This window comes from Streptomyces sp. NBC_01288 (genome assembly GCF_035982055.1).
Lineage (GTDB): Bacteria > Actinomycetota > Actinomycetes > Streptomycetales > Streptomycetaceae > Streptomyces.
Window position 1 is genome coordinate 8,893,413 of record NZ_CP108427.1, and the last position, 13,112, is coordinate 8,906,524.

9 protein-coding genes are annotated in these 13,112 nt (G+C 71.1%); 5 read left to right on the top strand and 4 right to left on the bottom strand.

The window, feature by feature from the left end; translation table 11 throughout:
• Positions 1–4: 4 nt before the first annotated feature.
• From OG194_RS40065 to OG194_RS40080, 4 genes are all read left to right on the top strand, one after another.
• Positions 5–1,798, top strand: a complete 1,794-nt coding sequence (locus tag OG194_RS40065; protein ID WP_327407362.1) for an RICIN domain-containing protein — start codon at positions 5–7, stop codon at positions 1,796–1,798.
• 256 nt (positions 1,799–2,054) lie between these two features.
• Positions 2,055–4,553, top strand: coding sequence for a beta-glucosidase family protein (locus tag OG194_RS40070; RefSeq protein ID WP_327405615.1), 2,499 nt, complete (start codon positions 2,055–2,057; stop codon positions 4,551–4,553).
• Between the two features lie 94 nt (positions 4,554–4,647).
• A complete protein-coding gene (locus tag OG194_RS40075) occupies positions 4,648–6,141 on the top strand; it encodes an amidohydrolase (RefSeq protein ID WP_327405616.1) in 1,494 nt (497 codons plus the stop codon).
• A 125-nt stretch (positions 6,142–6,266) separates the two neighbouring features.
• Entirely contained in the window at positions 6,267–6,947 is a 681-nt protein-coding gene (locus tag OG194_RS40080) for an isochorismatase family protein (RefSeq protein ID WP_327405617.1), read from the top strand.
• Between the two features lie 565 nt (positions 6,948–7,512).
• On the opposite strand, the gene OG194_RS40085 is transcribed toward OG194_RS40080, so the two are convergent.
• Positions 7,513–8,835, bottom strand: a complete 1,323-nt coding sequence (locus tag OG194_RS40085; RefSeq protein WP_327405618.1) for a lysine N(6)-hydroxylase/L-ornithine N(5)-oxygenase family protein — start codon at positions 8,833–8,835, stop codon at positions 7,513–7,515.
• 83 nt (positions 8,836–8,918) lie between these two features.
• Here OG194_RS40085 and OG194_RS40090 point away from each other — a divergent pair, with 83 nt between their 5' ends.
• Positions 8,919–9,872: a methionyl-tRNA formyltransferase gene (locus tag OG194_RS40090; RefSeq protein WP_327405619.1), complete on the top strand. Its 954-nt coding sequence runs from the start codon at positions 8,919–8,921 to the stop codon at positions 9,870–9,872.
• Between the two features lie 86 nt (positions 9,873–9,958).
• Here the strand turns inward: OG194_RS40090 and OG194_RS40095 are convergent, their stop codons facing one another.
• Genes OG194_RS40095 through OG194_RS40105 form a run of 3 tightly spaced genes read right to left on the bottom strand, consistent with a single transcriptional unit; the run spans position 9,959 to position 12,967 of the window.
• On the bottom strand, positions 9,959–10,843 hold the full coding sequence (locus OG194_RS40095) for an ABC transporter ATP-binding protein (RefSeq protein ID WP_327405620.1): 885 nt from the start codon (positions 10,841–10,843) through the stop codon (positions 9,959–9,961).
• Positions 10,844–10,847: 4 nt separating this feature from the next.
• Positions 10,848–11,930, bottom strand: a complete 1,083-nt coding sequence (locus OG194_RS40100) for a FecCD family ABC transporter permease (protein ID WP_327405621.1) — start codon at positions 11,928–11,930, stop codon at positions 10,848–10,850.
• Positions 11,927–12,967, bottom strand: coding sequence for a FecCD family ABC transporter permease (locus OG194_RS40105; protein WP_327405622.1), 1,041 nt, complete (start codon positions 12,965–12,967; stop codon positions 11,927–11,929). Before OG194_RS40105 ends, OG194_RS40100 begins: the two co-directional genes overlap by 4 nt.
• Between the last annotated feature and the right edge of the window lie 145 nt (positions 12,968–13,112).

Consider the following 13,112-nt stretch of genomic DNA (forward strand, 5'->3'; position numbering starts at 1 on the left):
TCTCGTGGCGCAACTCGGCGATAAGGCGGCGGGCACCCGTGCCGTGGCACTGCTGCTGGCACGCCACTGGCAGGCGACAAGCGAATATGCGGCCATCTGCCTTGCCACCGCCGAGAGTTCGGCGTCCATGGTGGCCGGCGCCGCCTTCCACCAGGTACTGGGGGGCCGCGCCACCGGCGGCGCCCTGCGTCCCCAACTCCTCGTCGCGGTAAGGGAGATGGTGAAGAACTGGGCGGCGGAGGAGCGAATTGCGGCGGCACTGCCGGAACTTCGTAAACCCACTGGCGCCCGAGGTCTACGCGCGGCGAGGCCCGGCACCTCCGAAAGGCGGAAGCTCGCGGAGCGCGCTTTCGGCGCGCTGTCCGGCGCCTCCCAATGCCTGCTGTGGCACTCCGAGGTCGAAGCCGAACCCATATCCGTACCGGCCGGTCTGCTGGGAGTGGACGAGCTCACCGCGACCGCCGCACTGGACCAGGCGCGAGAGCAATTCCGGCAGGGCTGTGCACGTGCCCATAAGGAACTCGCGCCGACCGCGGAATGCCGTCACTACAACCGGCTCCTCGACGTCCCGATCCGCCGCGGCGGCGGCCTGTTGCCCGATGTGCAACGGCATCTCATGACGTGCCGCTACTGCCGTTTCGCGGCAGAGCAGTTGAGCCATTTCGACGGCGGCCTCGAAGTGCTGCTCGCCGAGACCGTGCTCGGCTGGGGTGCCCGCCGCTACCTCGACTCGCGGCCCGGCCGCGAGACCCCGGAGTCCGCGGCCCGCGCCGCCCGTCGTCCGATGGGCCGCCACCGCCCCACGCCGGACGGCCGCCTCGCCTTCCCGCGCAGGCATCCCCGGGTCGCGCTCGTGGGCGTGGGCCTGACCTCCCTGGCCCTGCTCGCGACCGTGCTCGCCACCAAGGGCTGGACGGAAGGGGGCAACACGCCTGATCCGCACGTCACTTGGGGTGCGGCCAGCGGCAGTTCGACCCGCCCGAGCCCTGTCGGCGCGCCCTCGTCGGACGGTTCCGCCGCCTCCGCGTCGGCCGCCGGTGCCGCCGGGGGAGTCGCGGGAGTCGTCCAGCAGGGCGTCCTGCGCAGCCTCGCCTCCGGCCTGTGCCTCGACATCCCGGGCGGCCGGGTGCGGTCCGGCGCCGCCGTCACCATGGCGACGTGCTCGACCGCCGGGTCACAACAGTGGTCGTACGACCAGGACGGCCTGCTGCGCAGCCTCACCGACCCGGGACTCTGCCTCGACGCCGACACCGACGCCCGCACGGTCACCCTGGCCGGCTGCCTGGTGCACGCGGGGGAGGTGCACTACGACCTGACGGTGCGCGGCGAGTTCCTGCTCCGCTGGAGCCAGGGGCTGGCCGTGACTCCCGCCAGCGCGAAGGCCGGGGCGCGGGTCGTGATCACGGACCGGGACGGGTCCGCCGGGCAGCGCTGGGCGTTGGAATCCGCGGCCGACGCGCGGGTGAAGCAGGGTGAACCGAACGGAAAGGGCGGGGCGGAGGGGAACGGCACCGGGAAGGGAGAGGTGCCGGGGAACGGCGCACCGAACGCACCCGAGCCGCCCGAGGGCGCGCCCCAGGGCGACGTACCGCCGCCTCCACTCTCGAACCTGCCGCAACAGGACCAGCCGCAGTACGCACCCCGCGCCGCGCAGGTCGCCTGCTGCGACGAACCCGCGCCGGAGCCCGCGCCCGCGGGTGCCGGAACCGGCGGCGACGCAGGTGCCGTAGAGCCGCTGACGACGGTCGTGGCGGCCGTCGCGGACACGGTCACCTCCCTCCTCCCGTCCCTTGGCTGACTCGTGGGGCCACCCGATCCGGGTGGCCCCACCGCTCTTTCACCCTTCGGTTCTTGTGGGCGCGCGGCCGATTCCTGTGCGCGTCATTGACACGAGTCAGTGACGGTCATAGTTTTCCCGCCGCGCCAGTGGTGTCTAACGGGTCGTCAAGTCGGTGGTCTCACATGGTGAGTTCGGATACCGAACACGGTCCGGGGCGTCGAGGCGCACCCGTGGCGCACACCGTCGTGCCCGCACACCGAAGGAGTGACGGCTCATGACCGACACCGTGTCCCGGCGATCCGCCCTGCGTCTGCTGGGCGGCGCGATCGCGGTGGCCAGCGCGGCCACCACCGGACTCGTCTCCCCGTCGCACGCGTACGCGTACGCGCAGGCCAGACCCGAGGCGGGGGCCGGTCCCCGCGTGGAAGGACTCCTGGCCAGGCTCACCCTCGACGAGAAGATCTCCCTCCTGCACGGCGCCACCGACCCCAACTCCCTCGGCCAGGCCGGTTACATCCCCGGCGTCCCGCGCCTGAAGATCCCGCCGCTACGGCTCACCGACGGACCGGCCGGCGTCCGCGTCACCGCACACGCCACCGCCCTCCCGGCGCCCGTCCTGCTCGCCTCCGCCTTCGACCCCGAACTCGCCCGCCGCTACGGCCAGGTCGTCGGCCGGGAGGGCCGCGCGCTCGGCCAGGACGTCCTGCTGTCGCCGATGGTCAACCTCATCCGCACCCCGTACGCGGGCCGCAACTTCGAGACCCTCAGCGAGGATCCGCTGCTCGCCGGCGATCTGGTCGCCGCCGAGATCAAGGGCATCCAGGGCGAGGGACTCATCGCGACCGTCAAGCACTTCGCGATGAACAACCAGGAGAAGGACCGCGACTCCATCGACGTGCGGGTCGACGAACAGACCATGCACGAGATCGAGTTGCGCGGTTTCGAAGCGGCCGTCGGCGCGGGAACGGGCGCGGTGATGGGCGCGTACAACAAGGTCAACGGCACCTTCGCCTGCGAGAACAAGACCCTCCTCACCGACATCCTGCGCGGTCAATGGGGCTTCGAGGGCTGGGTGATGACCGACTGGTTCGCCGCGCACAGCACCGTCGCCGCGATCACGGCCGGCCTCGACATGGAGATGCCGGACGGGACTTACTTCGGTACGCCCCTCAAGTCGGCTGTACAGAACGGCAGTTTGCCCGAGTCGTACGTCGACCGCGCGGTGCGCCGCGTCCTCGGCGTCATGGACCGGTTCGGCCTCCTCGACGGCAGTGTGCCGCCGCGCCCCGCCCGCGACGCGAAGGCGGGCGCCGCCGTAGCCCTGGCGGTAGCCAAGGCGGGCGCGACCCTGCTCCGCAACGAACACCGCACCCTCCCGCTGTCCGGTGGCGGCGGCACCATCGCGGTGATCGGCCCCACCGGCACCCTGCCCTTCGTCAGCGGCGGCGGCAGCGCGCATGTCGTGCCGGACCACGCGGACAGCCCGCTCGACACGATCAGGGCGCGGGCCGGTTCGCGGACCCGGGTCACGTACGCGCTCGGCGAGGACCTGTTCGGCAAGGCCATCCCCGCGTCCGCGTTCACGCCCGCCTTCGACAGCGAGGGACAGGGGGTGGACGCGGGCAAGAGCTGGCAGTACGACGGCTCGCTCACCGTGACCGAGACCGACGAGTGGACGTTCGTCCTGCACTTCTCCTCCGCCCCCACCGCCCGCCCCCAAGTCCTCCTCGACGGCGAGGAGTTGTTCCCCCTCGCGGCCGGATACGGCGAGTACTTCTCCGGCGGCCTGGTCTCGGCCGACCCCGACGGCCTCTCCGTCCGCCGCAAGACCCTCACCCTCGCCAAGGGCACCCACACCCTGAAGATCACCGCCGAGGGCGGCGACGCCGGACTGCTGTTCCGGCTGCGGCGCATCACCGGCGCGACCCGCGCGCAGGATGTCGCCGCAGCGGTCGGCGTGGCGCGCGACGCCCGCAGTGTCGTCCTGTTCGCCTACGAGGACGCCACGGAGGGCCTCGACCGCACCACCCTCGAACTCCCGGGAAATCAGGCCGACTTGATCGACGCGGTCACGGCCGCGAACCCGCGCACCACGGTGGTCCTCAACACCTCGTCGTCCACGTCGATGCCATGGCTGGCTCGTACCGGCGCGGTCCTCCAGATGTACTACCCGGGCCAGGAGGGCGCCGCCGCCACGACCGCCGTCCTGTTCGGCGACTGCGACCCCGGTGGCCGCCTCACCCAGTCCTTCCCGGTCGACGACAGCCACCACCCGGTCGCCGGCGACCCCCTCCGCTACCCCGGCGTGAACGGCATCGAGGAGTACTCGGAGGGCATCCACGTCGGCTACCGCTGGTACGACGCGGAGGGCGTCCGGCCGCTCTACCCCTTCGGGCACGGACTGTCGTACACCTCCTTCTCCTACGAGGACGCGTCGACGCGGTGGAACGGGCACGGGCGCGGGCACGGGCTCGATGTGACGTTCACGGTCCGCAACACCGGGCGCCGGGAAGGTGTCGCCGTGCCTCAGGTGTACGTCGGCCGCTCACCGGACCTCCGAGTCGACCAGGCTGTGCGGGTGTTGGGCGGCTATCGGCGACTTGTGCTGCGGAGTGGGGAGCGGCGGCGGGTTACCGTGCATGTCGATGCGCGTACTTTGTCGTCTTGGGATGTGAAGCGGCATGCGTGGGTGCTCGGGAGCGGGCGGCGGGCTGTGTGGGTGGGGGCTTCGGCGGGGGATCTGCGGGTGCGGACGACTGTCGACGTGAAGTAGGCGGTGGAGGGTGCGATCCGCAAGGTAAGGTAAGCCTTACTTAACTTGGTGGAATCATTGGAGGAGTGCCCTCGGCATTCCCCTGGAGGCCCTTATGGCGGACAATCCAAGCGTCCTGACCCTCACCCGGGTGCGGCTCGGTGCCGGTGGGCCGCTTGCCCGGGTGCGGGTGGCGGACGGGCGGATCACTCACGTCGTACCCGAGGCGGACGCGGGCTCGGGCGTCGAGGATGGTGGTGGGCGTCAACTCGATCTGGACGGGCGGGTTTTGTTGCCCGGGCTGTGGGACGCCCATGTCCATCTGGCGGAGTGGGCGAGTGCCCGGCATCGGCTCGATCTGGCCGGTACCGGGTCCGCGCGGGCCGTCGCGGATCTCGTCCGGGAGCGGGCCGGTGTTGCCGACGGCGCGGTGCTGTACGGGTACGGGTTCCGGGACGGGCTGTGGGGCGATGCTCCGCACAAGGAGCTGCTGGACGCGGTGTTGCCCGATCGGCCGGTCGTTCTGGTCAGTGCCGATCTGCATGCGGCGTGGCTCAACTCCGCCTGTCTCGCCCTCGTCGGGCGGGGGGATCACCCCACCGGTCTGATCAGGGAGCACGAGGCGCACGAGGTTCTGTCCGCGCTGCCCGCGGCGCCGGTCGACGTGGTTGATGGCTGGATCGAGGAGGCCTGCCGGGCCGCCGCCGCGCGTGGGGTCAGCGGTGTCATCGACTTCCAGTTCGGCGACACAGTGGGGGACTGGGAGCGGCGCTCGGGTCAATTCCGGCCCGCCGTACGGGTGTCGGCCGCGGTGTATCCGAGTTACCTGGACGCCGCGATCAAGCGCGGGCTGCGGATGGGGGACGCCGTCGGTGCGGACGGTGGGCTGGTTCGGGTCGGGCCGTTGAAGCTCTTCACGGACGGTTCGCTCAACACCCGTACCGCCCTGTGCCGTGACCCCTACCCGGGACTTGAGGGCACGGACGGCGCCCACGGCATCGAGGAGACAGCCCCCGGCGAACTCGTACGGCTCATGCGGCACGCCGCCGCGCACGGCATCGAACCCGCCGTGCACGCCATCGGCGACCGCGCCAACACCGTTGCCCTGGACGCCTTCGAGACGGTGCGCTGCCGCGGCCGGATCGAGCACGCGCAGTTGCTGAGTCCCCAAGACCTCCCGCGTTTCGCTCAGTTGGGGGTCACGGCGGGCGTACAGCCCCGGCACGCGACGGACGACCGTGACGTGGCGGACCGGCACTGGGCCGGACGCACCGAACGCGCCTTCCCCTACGGCGACTTGCTCGCCGCCGGCGCCCGGCTGGAGTTCGGCTCGGACGCCCCGGTCTCGCCGCTGGACCCCTGGCTCGCCATCGCCTCCGCCGTCAACCGTACCGACGACGAACGGCCCGCCTGGCACCCGGAGCAACGGCTGTCCGTCCCGGACGCGTTGGTCGCCGCGGCCCGCGGACGCCGGCTCATCAGGGTCGGTGACCCGGCCGATCTGGTGGTCGTCGACGCGGATCCCCTGGAAGCCGACCCGGACACCCTGCGCGCGATGCCCGTCCACGCCACGATGACCAACGGCCGCTGGACTCACGGGCCTTACTGAGCCGGTCCGGTCAAGTCCGGTCCCGTGTTCTCCAACCCCACGACTCAACCCCACGACGTAACCCCACGACGTAACCCCGCGACGTCTCTCCACGGCGTCCGACGAGCGGTGAGAGGCCGACGCGTATGCCGTCATCCGACATGGTCCCGTACGTCATGCCCGGTTCCGCCGCGCTGCCCCCGGACCGGACGGGCTGGGCCATCGACCCCGGTCGCGCGGCGCTGGTGGTCCTGAACGTCCAGAACCATTTCCTGCACGTCCTGCGGGAGTCTTCCGCGCCGGTAGGTGAACTCCTCGCCGGAGTCGGCCTGTTGACGGAGTCGGCGCGGGCGGCCGGTATCCCCGTCCTGTACACCCTCAAGACCGCCGAGCGGGAACCGGACGGCCGGGAGACCAGCTTCGGGCATCCACGCCTGCCCGGCGGCGAGGACTCCCGTGACGTCGTGGACGCGATCCGCCCACAGGTCGGTGACAGCGTGCTGGTGGCGAAGCGGTTCAGTGCCTTCGCGGGGACCCGACTGCGGCGCAGGCTCGCGGAGTTGGGGCGCGACCAGCCGGTCATCGTCGGGGTGTTCGCCCGCACCCAGGTGCTGCTGACGGCGGCCGACGCGTGGATGCAGGACATGGAGCCCTTCGTCGTCGCCGACGCGGTGGCCGACCGCGCGCACGGCGACCACCGGATGGCCGTGGACTGGATCGCGGCGACCTGCGGGGCGGTCAGGACCGTACGGGGCGTGGCGGACGTGTTCGGCGGCCCCGGTCCCCGGCACCTCGGAGAGAGTTGGCCCTCAACTCCGCTGATTTGACCGAGGTTTGTCCTGCGGCGAGCAGTAGGGCACCATCCTCGGCGACCGGCGACCGGCGACCGGCGACCGGCGACCGGCGACCGGCGACCGGCGACCGGCGACCGGCGACCGGCGACCGGCGACCGGCGACCGGCGACCGGCGACCGGCGACCGGCGACCGGCGACCGGCGACCGGCGACCGGCGACCGGCGACCGGCGACCGGCGACCGGCGACCGGCGACCGGCGACCGGCGACCGGCGACCGGCGACCGGCAGCGGTGGGAGTTCAAGGAAGGCGAATCCGTTCGAACGGACCGCCACCACGGTCTGAGGCACGGGCAGTTGCAGAATCCGCACGCGGATGCCGCGGACCGCCGATCAGGTCCAGCGGCTGACGGACGCGGTCGTCGCCTGGCTCTCCCCCTCCGCACCGGCGACCGGCGACCGGTCTGGGCTGCCACCCCCGCCACGCGTAGGACCCCGCCCCGGACGTGCAAAACCCCGCCCCGGTACAGAAGCCCCTGGCACGGAAAACCCCCGGCCCGGAAGGGACCGTACCCTCCGGGCTCGGGGAGTCGGGGTGGTGTCAGACGGGCAACTTCGCTGCTTGTACCGACCGGTGGATCTCCTCCGCCCGTACCGCCACCGTCGACAGCAGCGTGCTGGTCAGCCCGTGTGTGTGCTCCGTGCCGCCCTGGAGGTAGAGGCCGGCTGTCACCTCCGGCACTGTCTCGACGCGGTGGTCGCGGCCCACGCGGACCTCGTCGCCGTCGTCCCGTAGGCAGAGCTTCGCCGCCTCGCCGAGGAGTGAACTCAGGTCGCGGGGGCGGTAACCCGTGGCGAGCACCAGGACATCCGCGGACAGCACCTGCTTCTCGCCGGTGGGCAGGAACTCCACGGCGATGTCGAGACCGCCGTCCGCCGAGGGATCGACGGCGCGGATGCGGGAGACGTTGAGGAAGCGCAGCCGTTCCCGGCCGGCCACCTTCTCCCGGTAGGCGGTGGCGTACAGGGCCTCGATCAACTCCATGTCGACCACGGAGTAGTTGGTGGACCGGTGGTAGTCGATGAGCGACTGCTTGACCTCGGACGGGGCCGAGAAGTAGACGTCCACCGCCTCCGGGTCGAAGATGCGGTTCGCGAACGGGCTGTCGTCGGCCGGGGTGTAGCCGTATTTGGCGAACACCGAGCACACCTCGGCGTCCGGGAAGGTGCGGTGCAGATAGTCCACAGCCTCGGCCGCGCTCTGCCCGGCGCCGAGCACCACGGCCCGCTGCACCGGCTTTCCCACGTCGGCGAGTTCGGTCGCGCGGGGGATCAACTCGCTGTTGTGCCAGATCCGTTCGGCCAGTTCGAGGCCGGGCGGGACGTGCGGCTCAAGTCCCATCGCGACGCTGATGTTGCGCGCCCGGCGGGTGATCGTCGTACCGGAACCCGCAGGGTCGCGGCTGGTGACGTCGAAATAGGCGATCTCGCCGTCGTCGCCGCGCACCGGGTCGACGGCGACGACCTCGCTGCCGTAGGAGACCAGGTGGGAGACCCGCTCGGCCGCCCACTCGAAGTACTCGTGGAACTCCACGCGCAGCGGGAACAGGGTCTTCTGGTTCAGGAAGTCGATCAGTCTGCCCTGCTCGCGCAGGAAGCAGAGGAAGCTGTAGTCGCTGGTCGGATTCCGCAGCGTGACCAGGTCTTTGAGGAACGACACCTGCATCGTGGCGTCGTCGATCAGCATGCCCCGGTGCCAGCCGAAGCGCGGCTGGCGTTCCAGGAACAGGGCGTTGAGACGGCTGTCTGCCGGAAGGCTCTTGTTGTGCTCCTCAACCGCTATGGACAGAGCGAGATTTGACGGACCGAATCCGATTCCGAGTATGTCGTGGACCACTTCGGAATCCAGTAGCGGTGACTTCACCGTGGCATCGCCTCCCTCAGGCAGCCCAATGCTAGATAAGGTAAGGCTTACCTTGCAATGAGTCGTTGAAGGGAAGGACCGTCATGCGGGTCGTCATGCTCGGCTATCAGACCTGGGGTCACCGCACGCTACAGGCGTTGCTGGACTCCGACCACGAGGTCGTTCTCGTCGTCACCCACCCGAAAAGTGAGCATGCCTACGAGAAGATCTGGGACGACAGCGTCGCCGAACTCGCCGAGAAGAACGACGTCCCCGTCCTGCTGCGGAACCGCCCCGACGACGCCGAACTCCTCGACGCCGTACGGGAAGCGCGGCCGGACATCATCGTCGCCAACAACTGGCGCACCTGGCTGCCGCCGGAGCTGTTCGACCTCCCGCCGCACGGCACCCTCAACGTCCACGACTCGCTGCTGCCGTCGTACGCCGGCTTCTCGCCGATCATCTGGGCGCTCATCAACGGCGAGCCGCGCGTCGGTGTCACCGCGCACCGCATGAACGGTGAACTCGACGCGGGAGACGTCCTGATCCAGCGCTCGGTGCCGGTCGGGCCCACCGACACGGCGACCGACCTGTTCCACCGGACCGTCGACCTGATCGCGCCCATCGTGCGCGAGTCGCTCGACCTGATCGCCTCCGGCCGGGACGCCGGCCAGTGGGTGCCGCAGGACCGCGGTCGCGCCAGTTTCTTCCACAAGCGGTCGGCCGAGGACAGCCGCATCGACTGGAGTTGGCCCGCGGAACGCCTGGAGCGCCTCGTGCGGGCCCAGTCGGACCCGTACCCGAACGCGTACGCCTTCCACCGCGGCGAGCGGCTCAGGATCGTCTCCGCGGCCGTCTCGGAGGGGCGCTACGGCGGCACCCCGGGCCGGATCTTCATCCGCGAGGGCGACGGTGTGGTCATAGTGGCCGGCCCCGAGGCCCACACCGGGCGCAGCCAGGGCCTGTTGGTGCGCCGGGTGCGCACGGACGACGGCACCGAGTATGCGGCCGGCGAGTACTTCCGCACGATGGGCGGGTACTTGACGTCCCGACCGTGATCGGCCGGCCCCACGTCGGCCGGCGGACTTCGGCGGTGGGGTGGGGGTAGGGGGTTCGGAAAAGTGTGACACTTCTCGCGAAAGTGTCACACTTTTTCGGACACACCCGGCTGCCCGGCCGGGGAGTTGCCGTCGTGGTGGTGCCGCCCCAGCGGGATCACCAACGGCGTGCCGCTGACCGGGTCGGGCGTGATCCGGCAGCGCAGGTCGAAGACGTCCTCGACGGTCGCCTCGGTGACGACGTCGGCGGGCGCGCCCTCGGCGACGATGCGGCCGGCCTTCATGGCGATGACGTGATCGGCGTACCGGCAGGCCTGGTTGAGGTCGTGCAGGACCATCACGATCGTGCGGCCCTCGCGCCGGTTGAGGTCCGTGATGAGGTCGAGTACGTCTATCTGGTGGGCGAGGTCGAGATAGGTCGTCGGTTCGTCGAGGAGCAGGACCGGGGTGCCCTGCGCGACGGCCATGGCGATCCACGCGCGCTGCCGCTGGCCGCCGGAGAGTTCGTCGACCGGGCGCTCGGCGAGGTCGGTGAGGCTGGTCGCTTCGAGGGCCGCGTGCACGGCCTCCTCGTCGGCCGCCGACCACTGCCGCCACCAGGTCTGGTGCGGGGAACGGCCCCGGCCGACCAGGTCGAGGACGGTCAGCCCCTCCGGCGCGACCGGCGTCTGCGGCAAGATTCCCAGTTTGCGGGCGAGTTCACGGGTGGGGACGGAGCGCAGCGCGACGCCGTCGAGCTCCACCACGCCCTGGCGCGGGGCCAGTAGCCGGGCGAGCGCCCGCAACAGGGTCGATTTCCCGCAGGCGTTGGCGCCGACGATGGCCGTGATCCGGCCGGTCGGCACCGTGAGGTTCAGGTTCTCGACCACGGGCCGTCCGTCGTAGGCGAGATGAAGATCACGTGCCCGCAACTCGGGCCCCGGGGCCGGTGATTCGGACGTCCGCGGGGCGCGCGGGTCAGTGGTCGACATGCGATCAGCCTCCAGAGCCCGCGCGGTTGGCGCGGATGAGCAGCCACAGCAGGACCGGCGCGCCGAGGGCGCCGGTGACGATCCCGACCGGCAGTTCCGTCCCCGGGACCGCCTCGCGGGCGAGGAGGTCGGAGCCGAGGATGACGAGCGCGCCGGTGAGGCCGGAGACGAGCGGGGGCGGCGACGAAGTGCCCGCCAGTCGTTGGGCGATCTGCGGACAGGCCAGCGCGACGAACGCCACCGGACCGGCAGCCGCCGTACCGAACGCGACCAGGCCCACCCCCGCCAACAGCAGGGCCAGCCGGACGGGTTGGACGGGTGTGCCGAGCCCGGCGGCCACGTCGTCGCCGAGCATGAGCGTGCGCATCCAGCGGCCCATGCCCAACGTGATCGGCAGCAGCACGGCCAGGGCGATGGCCAGCGAGTCCACCTGGTTCCAGGTCCGGCCGTTGAGGTTGCCGACCAGCCAGCCGAGGGCCGCCTCCGCCTCGAACCGACTGCCGCGCGCCACAAGGAAGTTGGTGGCGCTGGAACAGATCCAGGACACCCCGATGCCGACGAGGATGATGCGGTACCCGGTGGCCCCGCCCTTCCATGCCAGCACGTACACGAGCAGCGCGGTGGCGAGCGCGCCGAGCAACCCCAGCGTGGACAGCCCGAGTCCGCCGGTCCAGCCGAGAACCACCGCCGCCACCACGGCGGTTCCGGCGCCCTCGGTGAGCCCGATCATGTCGGGGCTGGCCAGCGGGTTGCGGGTCATCGTCTGGAACACCGCCCCGGAGACGCCGAACGCGATCCCGACCAGCAGTCCGACCAGGGCACGAGGCAGCCGTAGATCCTGGACGACGATGACCGTGCCCGCGTCGCCCGAACCCCACAGGGCCCTGATGACATCGGTGAAGGCGACGGGATAGTCGCCGATGGTCAGGCCCCAGCAGAACAGCAGGAACGCGCCGAGCGCGACGCCGACTCCCGTGAGGAGCAGGCGCGGACGCAGTACTCCGGACACCGGGGGCACGGTCAGCCGGAACGGCCGGTCGGCGAGGGCGGCACGCGGGGGAGCGACTACGGGTGTGGGCACGCTCATACCTCCGCGAGCTTCCGGCGGCGGACCAGGACGATGAAGAACGGGCCGCCGAGGAAGGCGACGAGGACACCGGCCTGGATCTCGGTCGGGCGGTCCACCATCCGGCCCAGGATGTCGGCGGACAGCAGCAGGAGGGGCGCGAGCGCTGCCGAGAGCGGCAGCAGCCAGCGGTAGTCGGGGCCGATCCCGGCGTACTGCGCGAGAACCCGCGCGATGTGCGGGACGACCAGACCGAGGAAGACCACGGGACCGATGACGGCGACCGACGCACCGGTCAACAGCACGACGGCGGTGACCCCTTGGAGCCGTACGAGACCCAACCGCCGTCCCAGCGAGGCGGCCACATCGTCGCCGAGGGCCATGCTGTTGAGGGCGGGCGCGCAGGCCAGAGCCAGTACCGCGCCCACGGCGAGGAAGGGCAGGATGCGCACCAGCTCGCCGGAGTCCTGGTCGGCGAGCGTGCCGGCCGACCAGAAGCGGTAACGGTCCAGCGCGTCCTGGTCGGTCAGGACGATGGCGCTGGTGAACGACTGGAGCAGCGAGGTGATCGCGACCCCGGCGAGCGCCAACTTGACCGGTGTGGCCCCGGATCGGCCCATCCGCCCCAGGAGGAAGACCACGACACTCGCGACGAGCGCCCCGCCGAACGCGAACCACACATAGCCGTACAGCGAGGCCACCCCGAACACCCCGACCGCCACGACGATCGCGAAGGACGCCCCGGCGCTCACCCCGAGGATTCCCGGGTCCGCGAGGGGATTTCGGGTCAGGGCCTGCATCAGCGCGCCGGACAGGCCGAGCGCGGCGCCGGTCGTCAGGCCGAGCAGCGTGCGGGGCACGCGCACCGACCAGATGACGTTGTCGACGAGGCGGCTGGGCGGATGCCCGAGGACCGAGCGCACGACCTGGTCGAGCGGGACGCTGAGCGCGCCGAGGGCGACCGACAGCAGGGACAGCAGGACGAGGAGGGCGACGATCAGTGTCACCAGCACCGTGGTGCGAAGCCTTCTGCCTGAAGCCACTTTGCCGGTCTCCATGTCGTCTTCCGTGGTGCCACCGGGGCGTTGCCGGGTCATCTTCCGTGCTCTGGAGCCCTGTTGGCGGACCACCGGACGGCCCCTCCAGCAGCTTAGGTGAGCATAACCTCAGCGGCTGTGACGTGGACCTGTGGTTCCGGGGTAG

Coding starts and splice junctions, on each gene's coding strand:
- OG194_RS40090 (WP_327405619.1), top strand. CDS start 8,919: ATGCGGGTCGTCATGCTCGGCTATCAGACCTGGGGTCACCGCACGCTA.
- OG194_RS40075 (WP_327405616.1), top strand. CDS start 4,648: ATGGCGGACAATCCAAGCGTCCTGACCCTCACCCGGGTGCGGCTCGGT.
- OG194_RS40095 (WP_327405620.1), bottom strand. CDS start 10,843: ATGTCGACCACTGACCCGCGCGCCCCGCGGACGTCCGAATCACCGGCC.
- OG194_RS40080 (WP_327405617.1), top strand. CDS start 6,267: ATGCCGTCATCCGACATGGTCCCGTACGTCATGCCCGGTTCCGCCGCG.
- OG194_RS40070 (WP_327405615.1), top strand. CDS start 2,055: ATGACCGACACCGTGTCCCGGCGATCCGCCCTGCGTCTGCTGGGCGGC.
- OG194_RS40105 (WP_327405622.1), bottom strand. CDS start 12,967: ATGGAGACCGGCAAAGTGGCTTCAGGCAGAAGGCTTCGCACCACGGTG.
- OG194_RS40100 (WP_327405621.1), bottom strand. CDS start 11,930: ATGAGCGTGCCCACACCCGTAGTCGCTCCCCCGCGTGCCGCCCTCGCC.